Source organism: Caballeronia grimmiae (assembly GCF_022879615.1).
Classification (GTDB): Bacteria; Pseudomonadota; Gammaproteobacteria; order Burkholderiales; family Burkholderiaceae; genus Caballeronia; species Caballeronia grimmiae.
Window position 1 is genome coordinate 156,389 of sequence record NZ_CP084273.1, and the last position, 21,671, is coordinate 178,059.

19 protein-coding genes are annotated in these 21,671 nt (G+C 63.1%); 1 reads left to right on the top strand and 18 read right to left on the bottom strand.

The features are described 5' to 3' along the window. Positions 1 to 18 precede the first annotated feature (18 nt). From LDZ21_RS20020 to LDZ21_RS20100, 17 genes are all read right to left on the bottom strand, one after another. The gene (locus LDZ21_RS20020) at positions 19 to 2,118 is read right to left on the bottom strand and encodes an ABC transporter permease subunit (protein WP_244796438.1); all 2,100 of its coding nucleotides are present in this window, start codon (positions 2,116 to 2,118) and stop codon (positions 19 to 21) included. Positions 2,119 to 2,145: 27 nt separating this feature from the next. Beyond that, a complete protein-coding gene (locus LDZ21_RS20025) occupies positions 2,146 to 3,687 on the bottom strand; it encodes a sugar ABC transporter ATP-binding protein (RefSeq protein ID WP_244796439.1) in 1,542 nt (513 codons plus the stop codon). Between the two features lie 25 nt (positions 3,688 to 3,712). Beyond that, positions 3,713 to 4,840, bottom strand: coding sequence for a sugar ABC transporter substrate-binding protein (locus LDZ21_RS20030; RefSeq protein ID WP_244796440.1), 1,128 nt, complete (start codon positions 4,838 to 4,840; stop codon positions 3,713 to 3,715). Between the two features lie 64 nt (positions 4,841 to 4,904). After that, positions 4,905 to 5,651 (bottom strand): N-acyl homoserine lactonase family protein, encoded by a 747-nt coding sequence (locus tag LDZ21_RS20035; RefSeq protein ID WP_035966557.1) that lies wholly within the window; start codon positions 5,649 to 5,651, stop codon positions 4,905 to 4,907. A 52-nt stretch (positions 5,652 to 5,703) separates the two neighbouring features. Continuing rightward, entirely contained in the window at positions 5,704 to 6,636 is a 933-nt protein-coding gene (kce, locus tag LDZ21_RS20040) for a 3,5-dioxohexanoate:acetyl-CoA acetone transferase (protein ID WP_244796441.1), read from the bottom strand. Between the two features lie 21 nt (positions 6,637 to 6,657). Then, a complete protein-coding gene (locus LDZ21_RS20045; protein WP_244796442.1) occupies positions 6,658 to 7,464 on the bottom strand; it encodes an SDR family oxidoreductase in 807 nt (268 codons plus the stop codon). A 34-nt stretch (positions 7,465 to 7,498) separates the two neighbouring features. Beyond that, the gene (locus LDZ21_RS20050; protein ID WP_244796443.1) at positions 7,499 to 8,239 is read right to left on the bottom strand and encodes a GntR family transcriptional regulator; all 741 of its coding nucleotides are present in this window, start codon (positions 8,237 to 8,239) and stop codon (positions 7,499 to 7,501) included. Positions 8,240 to 8,373: 134 nt separating this feature from the next. Further along, positions 8,374 to 8,649: a DUF3325 domain-containing protein gene (locus LDZ21_RS20055; RefSeq protein ID WP_244796444.1), complete on the bottom strand. Its 276-nt coding sequence runs from the start codon at positions 8,647 to 8,649 to the stop codon at positions 8,374 to 8,376. Continuing rightward, entirely contained in the window at positions 8,646 to 10,220 is a 1,575-nt protein-coding gene (locus LDZ21_RS20060; RefSeq protein ID WP_309775145.1) for a PepSY-associated TM helix domain-containing protein, read from the bottom strand. The genes LDZ21_RS20055 and LDZ21_RS20060 overlap by 4 nt, the downstream gene beginning before the upstream one ends. 41 nt (positions 10,221 to 10,261) lie before the next feature. Next, entirely contained in the window at positions 10,262 to 10,537 is a 276-nt protein-coding gene (locus LDZ21_RS20065) for a DUF3649 domain-containing protein (protein WP_244796446.1), read from the bottom strand. Positions 10,538 to 10,562: 25 nt separating this feature from the next. After that, positions 10,563 to 12,785: a TonB-dependent receptor gene (locus LDZ21_RS20070; protein WP_244796447.1), complete on the bottom strand. Its 2,223-nt coding sequence runs from the start codon at positions 12,783 to 12,785 to the stop codon at positions 10,563 to 10,565. A gap of 231 nt (positions 12,786 to 13,016) precedes the next feature. Then, the gene (locus LDZ21_RS20075) at positions 13,017 to 14,351 is read right to left on the bottom strand and encodes an MFS transporter (protein ID WP_244796448.1); all 1,335 of its coding nucleotides are present in this window, start codon (positions 14,349 to 14,351) and stop codon (positions 13,017 to 13,019) included. A 64-nt stretch (positions 14,352 to 14,415) separates the two neighbouring features. Then, entirely contained in the window at positions 14,416 to 15,201 is a 786-nt protein-coding gene (locus LDZ21_RS20080; RefSeq protein WP_244796449.1) for an SDR family oxidoreductase, read from the bottom strand. Positions 15,202 to 15,601: 400 nt separating this feature from the next. After that, positions 15,602 to 17,161: a SulP family inorganic anion transporter gene (locus tag LDZ21_RS20085; protein WP_244796450.1), complete on the bottom strand. Its 1,560-nt coding sequence runs from the start codon at positions 17,159 to 17,161 to the stop codon at positions 15,602 to 15,604. Between the two features lie 81 nt (positions 17,162 to 17,242). Next, the gene (locus LDZ21_RS20090; protein WP_244796451.1) at positions 17,243 to 17,905 is read right to left on the bottom strand and encodes a carbonic anhydrase; all 663 of its coding nucleotides are present in this window, start codon (positions 17,903 to 17,905) and stop codon (positions 17,243 to 17,245) included. A 180-nt stretch (positions 17,906 to 18,085) separates the two neighbouring features. Continuing rightward, the gene (locus LDZ21_RS20095; RefSeq protein ID WP_244796452.1) at positions 18,086 to 18,877 is read right to left on the bottom strand and encodes a DUF2182 domain-containing protein; all 792 of its coding nucleotides are present in this window, start codon (positions 18,875 to 18,877) and stop codon (positions 18,086 to 18,088) included. A gap of 22 nt (positions 18,878 to 18,899) precedes the next feature. Beyond that, positions 18,900 to 19,502, bottom strand: a complete 603-nt coding sequence (locus LDZ21_RS20100; RefSeq protein WP_244796453.1) for a DUF1326 domain-containing protein — start codon at positions 19,500 to 19,502, stop codon at positions 18,900 to 18,902. A gap of 370 nt (positions 19,503 to 19,872) precedes the next feature. On the opposite strand from LDZ21_RS20100, the gene LDZ21_RS20105 reads away from it, so the two are divergent. After that, positions 19,873 to 20,442, top strand: a complete 570-nt coding sequence (locus LDZ21_RS20105) for a CpsD/CapB family tyrosine-protein kinase (protein WP_244796454.1) — start codon at positions 19,873 to 19,875, stop codon at positions 20,440 to 20,442. 1 nt (position 20,443) lies between these two features. On the opposite strand, the gene LDZ21_RS20110 is transcribed toward LDZ21_RS20105, so the two are convergent. Continuing rightward, positions 20,444 to 21,346 carry an ATP-grasp fold amidoligase family protein gene (locus LDZ21_RS20110; protein ID WP_244796678.1) on the bottom strand — a complete coding sequence of 301 codons (903 nt, stop codon included), beginning with the start codon at positions 21,344 to 21,346 and terminating at the stop codon, positions 20,444 to 20,446. Between the last annotated feature and the right edge of the window lie 325 nt (positions 21,347 to 21,671).

Sequence of the window (21,671 nt, forward strand, 5' to 3'; positions counted from 1 at the left end):
GCATCCTCGATGATGGTTTCAGGCCCGCTTGTCGCGCAGCGTGATGACCGCAGCCAGCACGACGAGCCCGTTGATGATGTCCCTGACCGCAGGCGGCACGGTCGTGCCCGCGAGCAGGGTGCCGAGCGCGGTCAGCAGAAGCGCGCCCCCGAATACGCCGAGATAGTGTCCGCGCCCGCCGGTGATAAGCGCGCCGCCCACGACGACGACCGCGATCGATGGCAGCAGATACGGATCGCCCATGCCGAGGAACGCCTGCGAACTGAAGCCCGCCAGCAGCAGCCCGACGATGGCCGAGCACAGACCCGAGAGGCAGTACACCGCGATCAGCGTCGCGCCGACGCGCACACCGGAAAGCCGTGCCGCGACTTGCGAATTGCCGACCGCATACACGCGCCGTCCGAACGGCGTGCGATGCAGCAGCAACAACGCGACGACGAGAAACACGGGCACGCTCCACGCCGCGAGCGACAGCGGCCCGAGCCGTCCGTTGGTGAACTCGCTGATCACGGACGGCGACCAGCCTTGCGGCGAGCCGTTGCAGTAGATGAGCGTGAGCCCTTGCAGCAGGCCGTTGGCCGCGAGCGTCACGACGATGGGCGGCAGGCCGAGCATCACGACGCCCACGCCGTTGAACACGCCGACCAGCAGGCCGACGCCGAGCACGACCGGCACCGCCCACGCCGCCGCTCCGTTCGCGCCGTGTGTGAGACCCGTCAGCAAGACGCCGGACAAGGTGATGAGCCACGGCATCGACAGATCCAGACCGCCCGTCAGAATGACCGCGCCCTGGCCGAGACCGAGAATCGCGAGGAACAGGGTGAGCGTCAGCAGACTGCTGTAAAAGCCCGCGCTCGCGAGCACGCCCGGCCCGTAGACGAAGCCGGTCACGACGACGACCGCGATGAAGAGCAGGTACGCGGGCACTACGTACTTCACCCATTCGCGATTGCGCTCGATCCAGTCCGACAGCGCGCGGCCCTTCAGCTCCGTGTTCTTCATCGGCTGATAGTCGCTCACTTCGAACGACACGCGCCGCGCATGTGGATCATCCTTTGCTCGCGTGCCCGTTCGCACCGCCTTGAGCCATTGCGCCGCGTGGCGCGCGCACTCGTGCGCTGCCGATTGCTTGCCGATCGACGAGCCGAGCACCGCGAGAATGAGGATCACCGCTTCGGCTATCGTCGTGAAAAACGCCGACACGTTCAGCACGAGCAGGATGTTCACGGTAAACATCAGCGTCATCGCGGCGAACACGGTTCCGGTGCAGCCGCCGCGCCCGCCGCCGAGCAGCGTGCCGCCGAGCACCACGGCCGTGAACATCGACAGCAACAGCGGCCTGCCGACGAGCGGATCGGCCGAGCCTGTCTGTGCCGAGACGTACAGACCCGCCGCTGCATAGAAGACGCCGGCGAGCGCATACGTGGCGATGCGATAGCGCGTGACCGGCATGCCGTTGGCGAATGCGCCGTCGGGGTCGCTGCCGAGCGCATACAGCCCGACGCCGAAGCGTGTGCGCCGGATGAACGCCCACACCAGCAACGCGATAATCAGTACACCGGCCGACATCGGCAGCTTCTCGGGGATCACATCGGACGTGATGAACGCGCCGAACTGCTCGCCTACCGCGCCGCCCGGCTTGTTCTGAATCAGCAGCGTGAGACCTTGCACCATGAACATCGTCGCCAGCGTGACGACGATGGATTGCAGCCGGAACCACGCGATCAACGCGCCGTTCACGAGCCCGATGCCGCCGCCGATCGCGAGAATGAGCGCCGCGCCCGCCCATTGCTCCATCGGCGTGCCGGCGACGAAGCGCACCGCGAGCACGTTGGCGAGGGACACCACCGCGGACGCGGACAGATCGAAGCCGCCCGACAGCACCACGATGGTCTGCCCGATGGCCGCGAGCGCAAGCGTCGTCGAGCTCGAAATGACCGAGCCGATGTCGTACATGCCAACCGGCGTCGCGGACAGCGACACCCAGGCGGCCAGCATCGCGACGAGTGCGCTGATCGCGATGATGAGTCCGCGATGATGATCGATGCGCGCGCCCCATCCCACGCGCGCGCCCGGCCGCACGATCTCGCTTTCGGGCGACGCAATCGCAATCTTCATGAACACTTCTCCGTAGCGTTGGACCGCTTAACTGGACAGCATCTTGCGCATCACGCTTTCTTCGGTGAGCGCGTCGCCTTCCAGCTCACCGACATTGCGCCCGCGATACATCACCGACACGCGATCGCACACGTTCACCAGCTCGGGCACGTCGGTCGAATAGAACAGCACCGCGCCGCCCGCCGCCGCGAACGCGCGCATCAGCACGAAAATCTGATGCTTGGTGCCGACATCGATGCCGCGCGTCGGATCGAACATCAGCCACACGCGGCTTTGCGTGAGCAGCCACTTCGCCATCGCGATCTTCTGCTGATTGCCGCCCGAGAAAGAGAGACACGGCTTGTAGAGCGCACGCGGATTGACTTCCATTTGCGCAAGCGACCTCGCGATGGCGGCCCGCTCGCGCTTGCGGTCGATGAGACCGAAGCGCGCATAGCGTCCGATCACCGGCAGCGAGACGTTCTCGCCGCCGGGCAGCCGCAGAAACAAACCTTCGGTCTTGCGGTCTTCGGGCAGAAAGCTCGTCGAGACGCCGGCCTTGAGCGAATCGGCGGTGCATGTAAGCGTGACCGGCTTGCCGTCGATACGAATCTCGCCCTCGTCGATGTACTGCGCGCCGAACAGCGCCTCGAAGAGTTCGCGCTGCCCCATGCCTTGCAACGCCGCGATACCGTGCACTTCGCCCGCTTTCAGCGTGAGGTCGAAGTCGCTCACGACGCCATCGACACGAATGCCGCGTGCTTCCATCGCGGGCGGCTGCGCCGCCGCTTGCGTGAGCGCGGGCGGCGTCACCTTCGGCGGATACTTCGCTTCCATCGAGCGTCCGATGACGAGGCGAATGACTTCCTCGTCCGAGATGTCAGAAGCATCGAACGCGCCGACATCGCGCCCGTTGCGATACACCGTGAGGCTGTCGCAGAACTCGCGCACTTCCTGCATGCGATGCGAGATGAACACGAACGTGACGCCGTCCGCCTTCAGTTCGTCGATGCGGCGCGCGAGCCACGCGACATCGGCACCGGAGAGCGCGGACGTCGGCTCGTCGAGCAACAACACCTTCGGACGCCGAACGATCGCTTTCGCTATCTCGATCTTCTGACGCACCGGCAACGCGAGGTCGCGGATATAGGCGCTCGGGCGGATGTCCGATAGCTCCAGTCGTTCGAGCCATTCGGACGCCTGCCGTTGCGCCTCGCGCTTCCTGATGCGGCCGAGAAAGCCCGTCGGTTCATACGACATCAGCAGGTTCTGCTCGACCGTCAGATCGCGCACCAGGGTCATCTCCTGATACGCGGTCTGCACGCCCGCACGATGCGCGTCCTTCGGGCCGCGCATCGTCACCTCGTTGCCCATCACGTGGATGCTGCCGTTATCCGGCTGCATCAGCCCGGACAGCAGCTTCACGGTGGTGGACTTGCCCGCGCCGTTCTCGCCGAGCAGTGCGTGCACCGTGCCGCGCGTGACCTTGAACGACGCGCCGTCGAGCGCGACCGTCGCGCCGAAGCGCTTGGTCACGTTCGCCACGTCGATCGCCAGCGCGCCGTTCCCGCTCATGGATGCGCTCGTCATTGCTCGCCTCCTCGCGTTGGCCGCGTCAGTCCTGGTTGCCGGTCAGCGCCGCGTTGAAGCCGACTTCGCGCGTGTCTTCCGAATAGATGTCGGCGAACCAGCCCGGCGGCACCTTGTCCGGCGGGAACGCGGTGCAACCCGCCTTCAGTTCGTCGATACTGCCGCTCTTGCAGAGCTTCGATTCGGACGTCAGCACGAGCGGCAGCTTGAGCGTCACGCGCTGCGGGAACTCCTTGCCGTCCAGCTTCTGCACGGCCATCTTGAGCGCCATCGCGCCCGAATACGGCGGCGCGCCATACGAGATCGACCGATACCCGATCGAACGATAACTGCCCTCGCCCTTCACCGTGCCCGGCGGCAGCATCTGCACGCGATGCCCGTTCGACGATTCGCCCGCACACGGCTTGATCTTGTCGTCGGGGATGCCCGCTTCGAGCTGCATCGACGCCGCCGTGTAACAGCCGACCTGCATCCACAGGCCGTCGATCTTGTCCCAGCTATTCGTAGCGAGAATCTTCGACAGTTCGGTCTTGGCCGTCGCCTGACTCCACATGCCGGTGCCCTCGGCAACGACCTTGATGTCGGGATGCTTCGCGAACACCGCCTTCGCGGCCTCCGTGCGCGCGCGGTCGACCGAGGTTCCCGGCACGCCGTTGATCATCACGATATTGCCCTTGCCGTTGATGGTCTTCGCGAGCCATTCAGCGGTCACGGTGCCTGCCTGATGCTGGTCGATGGTCACGTTGTGCGCGCACGGCTCGGTCACTTCCCCGTCGTAAGCGGCCACGACCACGCCCTTCGAACACGCGTTCTTGATCGCGCGATTCAGTGCCGTCGGCGAGATCGGATAGATGATGATGGCCTTCGCGCCCGCCTGCACCATCGAGTTGATCTGCTGTATCTGTTTCTGCGCGTCGGTGCCCGCGACCTGTACTTCGAGATCGACCTTGTCCTTCAGCGCGGGCGTGTTGGCCATCGCCTTCACCATGTTCGCCGCTTCGGTCTGCCAGTCGTTGCCCACATAGCTCATCGACAGGAACACCTTGTATTTGCCCGCTGCTTCCGCGTGCGCCGATACCCCGAGCGCCGCCGCGATTGCGACGCCGAGCGCTGCCCGGCCCGCACGGCGAATCGAATGCGTCCATGCTTTCATGTCTTCCTCCGGTCCTTCGTTATTGGTATCCCGACTACAGCTCGTGGTTCTGCGACTGTGCAACTCACTTCGCGACATGCGGAAGACGTGCGCTCGCCGGCAGCGCGATACCCGCACTTCCTGGCACCACGTTCGGATCGTGTCCGGGTATCACGAAGTCCGCGATCTGCCGGATGCGCGTGAGCGAGCTCATTTCCGCGAGCGTTTCATGCACGATGCCGACCGGCACCAGATCGACGATGTTCTCCATGCAGTTCGCGCAGTCGCCCGCAATCAGCACGACGCCTTCTTCCGTATCCACCGCCACCGATTGATGCCCCGGCGTGTGTCCGGGCGTCGGCACCACGCGCACGCCGGGCACGATATCCGTCACGCCATGCGCGAATTGCCAGCGGAAGTACGCGAGCGGTTCGCGGCCGATCAGAAACTCCTGGTAGTACGTGGCCTGCGTCGGCAGCGGATGCCCCGCGTATTCCCACTCGGCCGCCTGCACGATGAAGCGCGCATTGCGAAACAGCGTGTTGCCGCCCGAATGGTCGTAATGCAGATGCGTGTTGATGACGATATCGACTTCGTCCGCGCTCCAGCCCACGTACTCCTTCAGCGCTCGTTCGAGCCGCTCTTCCGGCGCCTGATCGCACGGGCAAACGAAGTTCGACACCCAGCCCGGATCGTGGATGCCGGTATCCACGACGATCTTCTTCTCCGCCCCGACGATGGCCGTCGACCATACCGGCACCTTGATCTGTTGTCCGAAATACCGGCCATAGACCTGCGACGAGCGGTCGACGGTGAGCCAGCCCGTCGGCATGGCGACTACCTTCAGCTTGCGCCTTGCACTGTCGTTCACGCTGCCCTCCGCATCAGAAGTTGGTGTCGCTGCCGCCCTTGAGTTGAAGCATCTCGCGCGCTTCGTCGGGCGTCGCGATATCGAGCGACAGCCCTTCGATCACCTGCTTGATCTTGCGCACTTGCGCGGCGCTGGATTCGGCGAGCTTGCCCGGCTCGATCCACAGCGAATCTTCCAGACCCACGCGCACGTTCGAGCCTTGCGCGACGCCCATCGAGCCGAGCGTGATCTGGTTGCGGCCCGCGCCGAGAATCGACCAGACATAGTCCTTGCCGAAAAGCCGGTCCGCGGTGCGGCGCATGTGCGCCAGGTCTTCCGGATGCGGCCCGATACCGCCCAGCAGGCCGAACACGCTCTGCACGAAAAACGGCGGCTTCGCGAGCCCGCGATCGACGAAATGCGCGAGGTTATACAGGTGCGAGATGTCGTAGCACTCGTACTCGAAGCGCGTGCCGTTCGCGCTGCACGAAGTGAGGATGTACTCGATATCCGCGAAGGTGTTCTTGAAGACCAGATCGCGGCTGTTCTCTAGATGCTTGCGCTCCCAGTCGTGCGTCAGTTCCTTGAAGCGATCGAGCATCGGATAGAGGCCGAAGTTCATCGATCCCATGTTGAGCGATGCGACTTCCGGCTTGAAGTGATGCGCGGGCTTGAGGCGCTCCGCAACCGTCATATGCGGGCTGCCGCCCGTGGTGATGTTGATGACCGCATTCGTTTCCGCCTTGATGCGCGGCAGAAACTCCTGGAACACGGCGGGATCTTGCGTCGGATGGCCGTCGTTCGGATCGCGTGCGTGCAGGTGCAGAATCGCCGCGCCTTCCTGTGCCGCGGCGAGCGCCGCATCGGCGATCTGCTGCGGCGTCACCGGAAGATAAGGCGACATGGACGGCGTATGAATCGCACCGGTCGGCGCGCACGTGATGATGACCTTGCGTTTGGTTGCCATGTGGTCCTCTGAGTCTTTGGATCAAAGCACTTCGACGTTGCCGCACACCGAGATGGCCTGCCCCGAAATGCCGCTGCCGGCCGGCGAGCACAGAAACAGCGTGGTGGCCGCGACTTCTTCGGGCGTCGTCATGCGGCGCAGCGAAATCTTCGCGAGATACTGCTTTTCCATGTCTTCGTAGGAGAGGTTCATCTGCTTCGCACGCGCGGCGATCACGCGCTCGATGCGTGGGCCTTTCACGATGCCCGGCTGAATCGCATTGACGCGAATGTTCGTCGGGCCAAGTTCGATCGCGAGGCTTTTCACCATGCCGACCACGGCCCATTTCGTCGCGGCATACGGCGTTCTGAACGCATAGCCGAGCCTGCCCGCCACCGACGACAGCGCGACGATCGCTCCGCCATTCGGCGCCTCGCGCAGAAGCGGCACCGCGCGCCGCGCGAAGTAGAACTGCGCGTTGAGATTGACGTCGACGGTGTCTTCCCACTCCTTCACGTCCATCTCTTCGACGCCGCCCGTGGGTCCCGCAATGCCCGCGTTATTCACGAGCACATCCAGGCCGCCAAGATGGCTTTGCACATCGGCGAATACGCGATCGACTGCTTCGCGGTCCGAAACATCGGCGAGTGTTGCGGTGATGGGGTTCAGCTCCGCATTGGCCTCCGCCTTGGCGAGGGCGTCGATCGCTTCGGGGCTTGCATCGCAGACATGCACGCGTGCGCCTGCGTCGATGAAAGCCCGCGCGATCACGAGCCCGATGCCCGACGCGCCGCCCGTGATGAGCACGCGCAAGCCCGCCTGCGGTTTCAACATCTGAAGAACCGTCATTCGCTGTCTCCGTTTGTTTTGATCTTTATTGCTGCTAGGCGCTCGCCTGCACGCCGCCTTTCTTGCCGCTTTCTTCGTTGCCTTGTTCCGCGCCTTGCAGACGCTCCGCGAGGTCCGCCGCTGCATCGCCGATATCTTCTTCGATGCCCGCGCGTGCGCCTTCGCCATCACCGCGCCACAGCGCCTCGACGATATGCCGGTGCGCGGCCATCGAACGCCGCATATGCGGAATGTCGGGCGCGACGAGGTTCAGGAACGGACCGATGCGCATCCACAGGTTCTGGATCGTCGCAAGCGTGATGTCGCTCGCGCCGTGCGTGTAGATGGCGATGTGGAATTCGAAATTGCTGCGCAGATAAGCCGGGACGTCGCCCGCTTCGACATGCGCGTCCATCACGTCGTAGACGGCTTGCAGCGCGGTGAGATGCGCGCGCGTCATGCGGGACGCCGCTCGCTTCGCGACTGCGCCTTCGAGCGCGATGCGCACATCGCGCAGTTCGCCGAGCAGCTCGAGCGTCATGGGCGGGACCATCAGCGCGCGGCCCGCTCCGTCGATCAATGCGCCTTCGGCCTGCAAGCGCGTGAGCGCGGCGCGCACCGGCATCGTCGATGAACCGACCGCTTCGGCGACGCTGCGCAGGCTCAACAACTGGCCCGGCGCGAAGCGTCCGGTCATGATCGCCTCGCGCAATTGCGCATAGACGCGGCCGGCCATCGTTTCTCGTGCCACGAGTTCCAACGCGGGAAGATCCGTTGCGGAGCGTGTCGGCGCCATGCGTTTCCGGTCCTGTGCCTGAGAGTGCGCTGCGGACACTGTGACCTGTGATCACAGTGCGATGTTTGAATTCTGGTACGTGAACGGTCGAGCGTCAACGAAGATTCGCTAGGGGAAAACGCGGACTGTGTTCGTTAGGTGGATGGGCGCGGCCGAAAACGCTCGTACGCAATCAACGCAAGATAGACGACGCCGGCGCCAAGAGTCGTGTTGCCGCTATAGCGAACGAGGCCCATCGCCCAGCCTTCATTCGCGACGGCGATGACGAGCGCAAGCAAGAGCCCGCACCAGCCAGCGACGCGAAGACTGCGGGTGTGTCCGCGCAGAATCGGCCGTTGGTGACGCTCCATCGTGAGGGCGAGACATGCGAACGAAGCGACACAGCACAGCAAGGCGATGATGTGCATCATGCGCTCTGTTTCTCGCGTTCAGGTTCGACGACGTCCGACCGATGGCCCGTCGAGCGCGTGATTCGCGGACGATGACGCGCTACGCGCAACGCCAGAACCGCATGCAGCGCTGCGAACGCCCACAGCATCAGTTCGAAGCTTGCGAACACCGGGTCGCCTTCCACGATGCTGCGCCAGAGCGGCCGCTGAGTCGTGGCCGCATTGAGCAATGGCAGCAGCGCGAGCAAGCCAGCCGCGAGCCACAACAATTCAATCCACGCGCGCCGCGCCGATCGCGTCATCGCAAAGAGGAGCGTTGCGCTCCACACGGCGAAGAAGACGTTGACTTCGGCATTCGCGCGATCCGCCATCGCAACAGGCAGCAGCCGGTTCGCCCACAAGTAAGCCGCCATCGCGCCCGAAAGCCCCGCAATGCTCGCGATGTTCAATCGCTCGACGAGCCGGAAGCCGAAGTAAGGCCGCGCAGGATCGCGCAGTTTCTGACGGCGCTTGATGGTCCACATCACGAGGCCGGTGCCGACCATCGCAGTGCCGCCGAGGCTCACGACGAAATAGAGCCAGCGCAATTGCAGATCGCTGAAGCGTCCGAGATGCAGCGCATACAGCACGCCACGCGTCTCAGCCGCGCCGCCGACGCGTTCCTTCACGTCGATCAGCTTGCCGGTGACGCCATCGAACAGCATGTATTGCGGGCTCATCGACACGCGCGCCGCTTCTCCGCGCGATACGGCGACGCGCGCGTTCGCATCGCCGGGCAGCGTGATGGTCACGCGTCCCACGTTGTCCCTGCCCCAGCGCGCTTGCGCCTGGCGAACCATCGCATCGACGGATGCAAGCGGCGCCGCCTGGCCGCCCGGTTTGCCGGGCTGAATGAACGTGCTCGTCTGCGCCGTCATCGCCTGACGTTGCGCGGGCGTCCTGAATGCGGTCTGCGTGCCCCACGGCATGTACATCGTCATCAAGGTGACGAGGCCGGTGTACGTGATCATCGCGTGAAAGGGCAGGCCGAAGATGGAGAGCGCGTTATGCGCGTCGAGCCATGAACGCTGGCCCTTGCCGCCGCGAAACGTGAAGAAGTCGACGAAAATCTTCTTGTGCGTGATGACGCCGCTTATGATGGCGATCAGCATGAACATCGCGCAAAAGCCCGCGATCCAGCGTCCCCATAGCGGCGGCATGTAGTAAAACTGGAAGTGGAAGCGATAGAAGAACTCGCCGCCGAGCGTGTCGCGCGAATTAGTTCGGAGTCCCGTCGATGGGTCGAACGTGCCTTCCTGAAACGCACGCCTGCCCGGCGTTGCGTGCGGCACGCGCCAGAACGCGCTCATCACGTTCGTGCGCTCCGATGGCAGATCGAAGCTCCATTGCGTGCTTCCCGCGGCGAGCGTGCCGAGCGTTGCGGTCACGCGCTCGGCCGCCCGCGCCGCATCCACCGGCTGCTGGTGATGCGGCACTTCCGGGCGCATCCACTGCGAAGTCTCGTCCTTGAAGTAGCTGACCGTGCCGGTCAGGAACATCGCGTAGAGCATCCAGCCGGCGAGCAGGCCCGCCCACGTGTGCAACTCCGACATGGTCTGACGGATGCCGCGCGGCTTGATATCGGCGGCTTCTTTCACGATGCACGCCCCGTGAGCCACACGCTCGCCGCCGCGAGCAGCAGCGGCGCCGCGCCGGCGATGAGGCCGCACCAGGCGCGCGTCGCGCTTCGCACGGCGAACACCCAGATCACCGCGCACGCATACACGATGAAGCTCAGCAACATGCCAGTGAGCACCGCTTGCGTTGCGTCGATCGGCAAGACGAGCGCGGCGACGCTCGTCAGCGCGGCGAGCGCATAACCACCGAACATCGCAGCGACGATGCGCGAGATCAGAGGCGCGGCTTTCATCGGCTCGGCTCTTCTGCGTTCAGCCTCAGAAGTTGAACTCAGCCGACAGCAGCAGCGTGCGCGGCGCGGCGTTCGTCACGTACGTGCCTTGCTGGATCCAGTAGCGGCTGCCGAAGAGGTTCTCGACATTCGCGCGCAGGATCACGTCCTTGCCGATGACGCGCATGCCGTAACGCACGCCCAGGTCATAGCGCGTCCACGAAGGCAGCCGCAGCGTGTTGCTGGCGTTGTAGTACTGCGCGCCGGTGTGAATGATGCGGCCGTTGACGCTCAGGCCCGGCACCCACGGCAAGTCGTAGTCCGCGCCGAGATTGAACGCGAATTTCGGCACGCCGACAGGATCGTTGCCATCGTTCGCGCCGCCTTCGGTGCCCTGGAGCTTCGGATCGTAGAAGGTCGCGCTCGCCATCATGCGCAGGTGGCGGAACACTTCGCCATACGCCGCGAGTTCGAGACCGCGAATGCGCGTCTTGCCGTCGTAGCCGTAGATGTTGGTCGTCGGATTCGTGACGCCGTTGGGCCGGCTAATCTGGAACACCGAGATCGAAGTCAGCACGCGGCCCCAGTCCGCCTTCACGCCCGCTTCGTATTGATTCGACTTGTACGGTGCGAACGCCTGCCCCGCGTTGGCGGTGCCGGCGGGCGCGGTGTCGCCGTTCGTAAGGCCCGACGTGAAGTTGCCATACACCGAGATATTCGACAGCGGCTTGAACACGATGCCCGCGAGCGGCGTGATCGCCTGCTGGTCGATCGTGCTCGTCTGCGCGCCGCTCGTCGGATCGTAGTTGTCGAGACCGATGGTCTGTCGACGGAAACCGCCCGTGAGCAGCAGGCGATCATCGAAGAACGACATCGTGTCGATGATCTGCTGGCTGTTGAGGCGCAACTGGCTGCTGCGTTGCGCATCGCCGCGTGGGGTGGTCATCGGCAAGAGCGGCGTCGGGTTATACAAGCTCGACGCCACCGACTCGCTCCCCAGCGCGTAGAAATAGCCCTGCTCCTGATTCAGCGAGGTCACGCCCGTGACCAGCGTGTGCTTGACGCCGAACGTGTCGAAGTGAAAGCGCAAACCGGCATCGACTGTCTTGGTGCGGTTGTACGCGTCGTAATAGCCGTTGGTCACGTCGAACGCGCCGGCAGCGGTCATGCCGCTCGCGTACGGGAAGTTCTGCTCCGACGTGCCATAGTGCTCGCCCGCCGCGCCATACACGGTCACGTAGCGGTTGATGTCGTACTCGAGCCGCGTCATGACGGCCGAATCCCGCAGCTTCAGCTTCGATCCGGGATACAGATTCGTATAGCCCGATGGCGCGGCCGGCACTGCCGTCGCCGTGCCAAAGCCGATTTGCGAGCGGAACTCGTCGGTATTCTCGGAGACGTTGTAGGCGTCGAAGGACCAGCGCAACTGCTTGCCGCGATAATCGAGGCCGATCGCGCCATCGCCCTGAAGCTGATTGCCGTGCGCGATGCCCGTCTGGCCATCCTTGAACTGGCCGTTCACGCGGATGCCCCACTGCCCTTCATCGCCGAAGCGGCGGCCTACGTCGGCGGCCACGCCGAACTGTCCCTTCGACTGATAGAGCGCGGTGAGACGCGTCAACGGTTCGTCGTCGGCGCGCTTCGTGACGATGTTGATCGCTCCGCCGATGCTGCCCGATGGCCCCATCCCGTACATCAGCGAGCCGGGCCCTTGCAGCACTTCGACGCGCTCCGCGAGATTCACCGGCATCTTCGCCGCCGACACCATGCCGTACAGGCCGTTGAGCGCCACATCCGTCGCCTGCACGTCGAAGCCGCGAATCTCGAAGACATCGCCGAACCCGCCGCTGCTCTGCTGCGTACGCACCGACGCGTTGTTCACGACAATATCGCCGAGCGTGCGCGCCTGGATGTCCTGCATCGCCTGCTCGGTGTAGTTGGTCGTGTTGAACGGCTGATCCATCACGTTCGACGTTCCCAGCACGCCGATGCCGCCGCCCTTCGCAAGCTGGCCGCCTGCATACGGCGCGGGCAGTTCGCCGGTCGTTGCCGTGCTCTTGACGACGACGGCCGGCAGCACCGTGGAAGAACCCGTCGCGCCCGATTCCGCCTGCTGGCCGGCTTCCGGCGTGGCCGCTTCCTGCGCGATCGCGACGCCCGGCGCGGCGATCGCCGCCACGACACCCACGAACCCGGCGAAAAAGCTATGCGCCGCCCACGATACCGCCGTGCGCCGGCAACGCGGCGCTTCGATTACCCGTTGAGACATTGTTCTTTGATTTTTGCTGGATGGTAGGGCGGCGGGTCGAACGTCGCCGCTGAATTGAGAATCGTTCGCAATTGTAGGCGAAGCGGGCGGCGCGCGGTAAAGAATTGTTGCTAATACTTGACTAAACGGGAAGTTTGTTCGGCGAAGCGATGAGGGCGATGCGGCCGGCCAGCGCCACGGTTCACGTGGCGCTGGCGGTAAGGGACGGGTGAAGGACCGGCGTGCGCCCGTCTATTCGACGCGCGACGTCCGTGCGTCGCGGAAACGGATCTTGTGCGGCATGCCCCACGCGATCAGCGCCGACGTGAAGATGCAGACGACCGCGATCGCATACAACCCCATCGACGCGCTGCCGAGCAAATCCTTGACCTTGCCGACCATGTACGGCGCGACGATGCCGCCGAACTGCCCCAGCGAATTGATTAGCGCAAGTCCGGCCGCCGCCGCCGCGCCCGTGAGAATCCGCGCGGGAAACATCCAGAAGATGCCGAACGAAGCGATTACGCCCGTCGCCGAGATGCTCAGGCCGAGCACGAGCAGCACCGTGCTCGTCGGCCATGTCGCGCTGATCAGATAGCCGAACGCAGCGGCAAGCGCGCAACCCGTCAGATGCCAGCGCCGCTCGCCGGTGCGGTCGGAGTTGCGGCTGATGAGTACCGTGCCGGCCATCGCGGCGAGATAGGGAATCATCGTGATGAGGCCGATGACCAGCGGATCGCTGTTGCCCGCGCTTTTCACGAGCTGCGGCATCCAGAAGAGGAAGCCGTAGATGCCCATGCACAGCCCGAAGTAAATGAGCGAGAACAGATAGATGACCGGCCAGCGCAGCGCGACCAGAAACGAATGCGTGCTGTCCACCTTGCGGTCCCGCGCGATGATCGCGGAAAGCAGGCTCTTTTCGGCGGGCGTGAGCCACTTTGCATCCTCGACGCGATCGTCGAGCACGAAGAGCACCATCAGGCCGAGCGCGATGGACGGCAATCCTTCGAGCAGGAACAGCCACTGCCAGCCCGGCATGCCGTTGACGCCATCGAAGTACTTGAGGATGCCGCCCGAGATCGGTCCGCCGATGATTCCGCACAGCGCGATCGCGCCGAAGAACAGCGAGTTCATGCGGCCGCGCCGTTCCGCCGGGAACCATTGCGTGTAGAAGTACAGCACGCCCGGCACGAAGCCGGCTTCGAGCGCGCCGAGCAGGAAGCGCAATATGTAGAACCACGTTTCGTCGCGCACGAACATCATCGCCGCCGATGCGAGGCCCCACGAAATCATGATGCGCGCAATCCAGCGGCGCGCGCCGGTCCGCACCATGATCGCGTTGCTCGGTATTTCGAACAGCAGATAGCCGATGAAAAACACGCTCGCGCCCAGGCCGTATGCCGCTTCGCTCAGGCCGAGTTGTGATTGCATCTGCAGCTTCGCGAAACTGATGTTCACGCGGTCGAGATACGCGGCCACGAAGCACGCGAGAATGAGCGGCACGATGCGCCACGTCACCTTGTTGAAGATGCGCGCCTCATCGGGCGCGCCGGCTTTCGAGCCGACATCCGCCAGGGTATCGAGCATGGTGTGTCTCCGTCGAAGTATTCTTGTCGAGTGCGGCTTTATGTTGAGACGCGATGCGCTGCTGCTATCCGCGTCCGATGAACGGCATCTTCGTCGCCATGACGGTCATGTACTGCACGTTCGCTTCGAGCGGCAGGCTTGCCATGTGAGCGACGGAGCGCGCTGCATGGGTGAGGTCCATCGTCGGTTCGGGCGCGCGTTCGCCATTCGCCTGCAGCACGCCGCCCTGCATCTTCGCGGCCATCTCGGTGAGAACGTTGCCGAAATCAATCTGGCAAACGGCGATGTCGTACTTGCGGCCATCGAGCGCGCACGCTTTCGTGAGGCCGCTCACCGCATGCTTGCTCGCGGTGTAATCGGCGGAATGAAGACGCGGCGTATGCGCGGACAGCGAGCCGTTATTGATGATGCGTCCGCCGCCCGGGTCTTGCGCGCGCATCTGGCGAAACGCGGCCTGCGTGCACAGCAGCGTTCCGGTGACGTTGATGTCGAGCATGGTGCGAAAGCGCTCGATCGACAAGTCTTCGACCGATACGCCTTCCACGCCGAGCCCCGCATTGTTGAACAGGAGATCGAGCCGGCCGAAGCGTCGCTGCACGGTTTCAAATAGATGCTGTACCGATGCGGGATCGGCGACATCGGTCGCGACTGCGAGCAGTCGATCGGCGGTCTCCGGATGGCGTTCCGCGTAGCTGCGAATCACCGCATCGAGCGCGTCCTGCCGACGGCCCGCGAGCGCGACATGCCAGCCGTCGTCGGCGAGTGCGTGCACCGTCGCGCTGCCAATGCCGCTTCCCGCGCCCGTGACGATGGCGACTCGCAATGCGTGCGGCCTTTCTTGCTGACTCATCGCTCGTGTCCCCTGTTCTTTTCGTTTGATCTGGCTGTTGCACTGACTTGCGAATCTTGCGAAAAGAAGGCCGGCCTAATATTGACAGTTTGCGATAGGGGTATGAGGGACTGTTATATCTCTGCGTCGATGACGGCGTTATTGCGTGGCGCCCCGCTTCACCGAAGCCTTACGCTGCAAGCGTTCGCCCGTTGTTGCAGCACAGCGTCCGCTTGGTGCTACGACAGCGGCAGCCGGTTGACGGCAAATGTGAATAGGGGAAGACGCGAACGGGCTTTCGTTCGGGAGCTTTTAGGCATCGCCCGTTCGCTTGCTCAGGCTACCTATCGACTGTTCGACTGGCACAAAGTGTCGCCCTGACCTCGGACGAAGGCACGTATAACTACCGCATCTGGCCTCGTCAACTTCCCCGTTGCCGCGTCAGGCCGAGCCAGCCGTTCTTCACCGCTTGCGCGCCCGCACGCGGCATTTGCCGGCATTCGACGTGCATGCGCCGTGCTGGCGCATCGGCCATGAACTTCTCGATGAGTTCGCGTACGTCGGGGTCGATGTAATCGGCACGCGAGGCATCGAGGATGACCGTCGCGCCATCGGGGATCGCATGAAGGTGCTGCCTGAGCGACACTTTGCCGAGAAACGATACGTCCTTGCGGAACGACAGCAGGTAGTGATCGTCATGCTGCGCGATGGTGATGGGCCGCTTCAGGTTCGCACGCACGGCGAGCGCGAGACTGCACGCGATGCCCAGCAGAATGCCCATCAGCAGATCGGTCAGCAACACGCCAGCGATGGTCACGATGAACGGCGCAAACCGCTCGATGCCCTGCTTTGCGACAGCCGCGAACAGCGATGGCTTCGCGAGCTTGAGCCCCGTGAAAATCAGGATCGCCGCGAGGCACGCGAGCGGAATCAGGTTGATGATGCTCGTCAGCGCAAACACACTCGCGAGCAGCAGCACGCCGTGTATGAACGATGACCAGCGGCTCTGCGCGCCCGCATGCACGTTGGCGGAACTGCGCACGATCACCGACGTGATCGGCAGCGCGCCGATCGCGCCCGCCATCATGTTGCCGATGCCTTGCGCCTTGAGTTCGCGATCGGGCTGCGCCGCGCGCTTCTTCGGATCGATCTGCTCGACCGCTTCGAGACACAGCAAGGTTTCCAGACTGGCGACGATGGCAAGCGTCAGCGCAAGGCGCCATACATCGGGATTCACCAACTGCGATACGTCGGGCAACGAAAGCGCATGCGTGAAAGACGCAAACGTTTGCATAGACGGCAACGCGACGCGATGCTGGGCTGGCGGCGAGAAGCCCGGCGCGACGGCATCGAGCAGCAGCGTCACGCCGATACCGAACGCAACAACGGCAAGCGGTGCGGGCACCGCGCGCACGAGCGCAAAGCGCCGCATCGCGCGTGTTTCCCACGCGGCCAGCATCGCCAGCGCGACGAATGCGACGAAGCACGCCGCGATCGACATCGTGCCGAACGGAGTATCGATCATGCCCGCACCGCTTGCGGCCTTTGCGCCTTCGTTAGCGAACCCTGCGGCAAGCGGTATCTGTTTGATGACCAGCAGCAGGCCGATCGCGGCGAGCATTCCCTTGATGACCGACGACGGCACGTAGGCCGCGAAGCGCCCCGCTTTCAGCATGCCGAAGCCGAACTGAATCGCGCCGGACAGCAGCACGGCAAGAAGGAACGACGAAAAGCTGCCGAGTCCCGCGATGCCATCGACGACGATGACGATGAGCCCGGCCGCGGGACCGCTGACGCTCAGATGCGAGCCGCTCAGCAACGCGACGACGAGTCCGCCGATGATGCCGGACAACAGCCCCGCAAAAGCATCGACGCCGGACGCATTGGCGATGCCAAGACAAAGCGGCATGGCGACGAGAAAGACGACCGTGCCCGCGAAAATATCGCGCGGAAAATGAGTCAGGCGGTTTATTGAGTTCATGGTTTCTTGAAGCGAGTTGGGGCCTGCAACGCGATCGACGCCACGTCGCATGCAAAGAAATGCCTGGGAAAACTGAGTCGGTTATCGGTCTGCCAGTTCGACCGCTTCGAGCATGTCGGCTTGCGATGCGCGCCGCGTATCGCGCGCGGGTTCCTCGTCGTAGCCGGAGGACAACACCTTGATGAGCCCGTCAGAGAGCCCGAAGATCCAGCCGTGCACGAGTGGGGGCGTGTCTCGATCGCAAACGATTGCGGATTGACGCAACAGGCGCACTTGTTCGAGCACGTTGAGTTCGGCAAGGCGATTCGCCCGTGCATCCAGATCGGCGCACGCGTCCAGTTCTTTTCGATGACGATCGCCCAGCGCGCACAACGGCGCAATCCGGCGATTCACGTGCGGCAACTCATTCGATAACGGCAGCAGCGATGCACGAACGCCTCCGCAGCCGTAATGCCCGCATACGATCACGTGATCGACTTCGAGCACGCGCACGGCGTACTCGAGCACGCTCACGGTGTTGTCGTCGGACGGGGAAAACAGATTAGCGATATTACGGTGAACGAAGAGATCGCCAGGGTTGGCGTTCGTCACGGTTTCCGCCGGAACGCGGCTGTCGGAGCAGCCTATCCATAGCACCTTCGGGCTTTGTCCTTGCGCGAGTCCTGGAAAGAACTGCGGGTCTGCATGCGCGGTCTCGCGAGCCCACGCAATGTTTTCAACGAGCATCCGTTTCGGTCGATTCATGCGTTCTCTCTCCAAAGATTGTCTATCTGCGCCGCCGCTCGTCGACGCACAGATCCTTACGAATCACTTTCGCATGAAAAGTTCAGAAATGTCTAAGGAAAACCAATTGGCCCTATAGGATTTTTAGTTGTTACCGCATTGACGAACCAAAAGCGTGCATCTTTGCTTCGTGTTGGTGCGTCATCCCGCATGCACCAAGCCAATCCCGCCCGCCCAAACAATCAATGCAACGCCCACCGCTCGTCCGATGAATCGTCCCCACGGCAAGTTCTTTTCTGCCGCCATGACCGCGCCCAAACCGAGCATCCAGCCGATGCTTCCCGTGCCCACCGCGAACATCAGCAGCATGAGTGTCCAGCAGCAACCGACGCAGAACGCGCCGTGACTGACACCCAATACGAAACTGTTGCGCCGAGCATTTCGTCCGGTCCAGTGCTCCATGACGAACATGAGCGGCGACCGGCACTTCTCCAGGCATCGATATTTAATGCGAGTGAACTGATAAGCACCCGCCAGCCCGACGACGCCAGCGCCCAGAACCCAGGCATATAGCGATATCACTGGCACGCGTTCGGCAACCTGATGCAAGGCCGCATCGAAGACATGCGCGGCCACGCCGAATAGCGCCCACACGCTCGCATAGCCCGACACGAGCAACGCAAGCAGGACGCGCCTGTCCGGGCGCGCGGCAGTGAGGCGTCTGAAGCCCGCCAGCAACGGAAAAACCGTGGGCAGCATCATCGCGGCGATCATCAGTAGCCAGGCCGCGCTGTGGAGCAATGCGTCGAGTAGCAGGCTGCCGCCGGGGATGGCTTCGCAGATCGCCGCCACGCCCGGCAAGTCCGACCAGCTCGCGTGATGAACATAACGCGCATACGGTCCCGCGCCCCATGCCCACAGGACGATCCATGCGCTCGCCACCAACGCGGTGAAGATCGGTGCGAACAGCCGGCCGCGTGCGTCGTTGCGCATTTCCACCACTCTTTTCCGCCCGTTATGACGCGAAACTGAACGAACCTTGAATGGCGTTATGCCCTGTGAGCAAAAGGTCGATGCCCAGTTTCTCGTCTTTCAGTCGGAACATGTTCGCTTTGCCGACGTAAGCTGGCGAACCGGGTATCGTCGAGAAGATGCTTTCGACGAGTTTGGTCGGCTCGCCCGTGGGGCCGCGATACGGCTCCATTTCGGCATCGATCGTCTGCCCGACGGTCAGCCTGCCCTTGCCGTCCTGCACCGTGAATTCGATGGGCGCGCGTTCCACCGCAACGACCTCGCCAATCAGCTTGACGAGTTCGGCGAGCGGCCCGCCGCGCTCACCGCGATGCACGCTCAGCAGCGCGTCGAATTGCGCATCGGTCGCTTTGTCATCGACGAACACCGCAACGCGCCAGTTACCGCTCAGCACGTTGCCCGGAATGAAGGCGGCGAACGCGACGGTCACGCCTGCGACGTCGACACCGTCGATCAGGCCTTTTTCGTAGTGGTAAGCCAGCGCACTACGGCATATACCGTTATCCGGATCTTCTCCGATCCAGCACGGGCAAAGCACTTTGCATTCGCATACTTCAAGAATGCTGCCTTCCAGTTGATAGCTCATTTCCGCCCTCATCCGTTGATATCGAACGTTCGGGCCGTCGTTACATAATCGATTGAACTCTCTTTCGAGCGACGTCCGCCCGCGGCGGCTCCATGCATCGAGCCGGCCTGGTTCCTGTTTTAGGCGTTCGGGCGCCGGATGAAAAGCGAAAGTCGCGAACCCGTTTCGCTTGCCCCTGTCAATCCGAAATTCGGTGTACTACGCTGGCCGTTTACAGGCCTGTATCGGCGGCGAAGCGTGCGAACGTACGTTCTCACTCGCCGCATCGAAACCATTCACCGAGGAGCGCTTCGTGATCATGTCGCTCGAATACTCTCAATTCGGAAGACGGCAACGGTCAGTCCTGACTGCGGGTCGTAACGGGTCGCACGTGCTCGTCGTCGCGGGGCCGACTGCCGGTGTCGGCAAGACCTTCATCGCCGCCAATCTTGCCGACGTCAACGCGCGAGGCGGAAAGCGCGTGCTGCTGATCGATGCGGACTTGCGTCACGGCCGGGTGGCGGCAATATTCGGATTGCCGCCCGGCGCGGGACTGGCGCATTGGCTGACGGGCCGAATCGACGCCGCGTCGGCTGTTCGTCACGTCGATGTACCGGGTCTCGACGTGATGACAGCCGGCGGCGCGCTCGCCGATCCATCCGAACTGCTCGCGAACGGGCGTCTGCCGGAACTGCTGCAACAGCTATCGCCGCTTTATGACCTCATCATCATCGATACCCCCGCGATACTCGCGTTCGATGATGCGAGCACCGTGGCCGCGCTCGGCGGCTCGACCATCGTCGTCGCGCGCCCCGGCCCACGCAGCGAGGAAGAGACCGACGATGCCGTCAGCACGCTTCAGCGAAGCGGCGCGAACGTCGCCGGCGTCGTATTCAACACCGCGCCGCGCCGTGCCGGCGAAATGGTGACACGACGTCGCCGTGCATTCACTGCTTCGTGAATTAACCGTTCCATGCCCGCGCGCTTTGAAGAAACGGGCGGTTCATGAGCCGGCCCCATTCGTAGTCGAGATGCTCGGGGTCCATCGGAAACACGCCCGCGCCCGGCGTGAAAGTCAACTCGCCGAAATAGATCCGGTCACCCGGCGCGTAAAGATCGACACGCACGTACTCGAAGCCTTCCGCAAGCGACGTCGCAACCGATAGCAGCGCTTCCAGGTTCGCCGGACGCGGCGCTGGCTGGGGACTGCGCGGATAGTGACCGATCGCGACATCGAGACGGTTCCAGTTGCCGTCATACATATCGCCACGCGGATGTTCGCCGAAACGATCCGAAATCACCGCGATGTAAATCGTCGGCTTGGCCTGGCCCTCGCTGAAGAAACAATGAATCTTGATGTCGGCGGGAATCTCCTCGTTCGACTCGATCAGAAGCTGCTCGAAGTAGATGCGCGGCTTGATCGTGCGATAGTGACGTTCGCGAGCCACGCGATAGAAGTCAGTCGCGAGCCAGCGTTGCGCGAGGCGCTGCAGTTCTTCGAACGATGTCTTCGACTTGTCGCGCACCACTTCGACAAAGCCGCTGCCGTGATTCGCTTTCATCACGAAGGCGCGCGGCAATGCATCGAACACGTCACGCGTGAACGCGGGTGGCGTGGCGATGAGCGGTATCAGATATTGCTCACCGACTTTTCGACGCACGTAGTCGCGCACGGTCAGCTTGTCGGTGAGATCGACGAAGCGCGCATCCGGATAGAGACAGCGATGCAGTATCTTTTCGTTGAACGTCTTCGGATGGCTGATGTTCGGAAATCTGCCGACCTTGCGCCGATGCGCGATACTCAGGAACACGCGGTCTGGAAGACAATCCAATACTGCTTTCACAAGGCCTTTGCCGATCGACATCATCGTTCTCCTGAACTGCTCCGTCTGTTTCAATTCCTGTGACGCTATTCTGCAGAAGATTATGGAATGACGAATGGTTTTCATTGAATTACTAACGCATTCGATATTTTCGCGGCCTGCAATTGGCTGAAAATAAGTTCAGCGCTGTAGTCACAGTGCGACAACACATGTATAAACGACATTAGTCGGATATTTACGTGCGGAAGCGCACGATAAAAGGACGACTGATCGGCGTACATTTCTTTCTGACAACCCACGACGTATATCGACTGCAAGGCACGCGTTCCTTTCTCGATGGCCTGACTGTAAAGGCACGTTGTTCGTC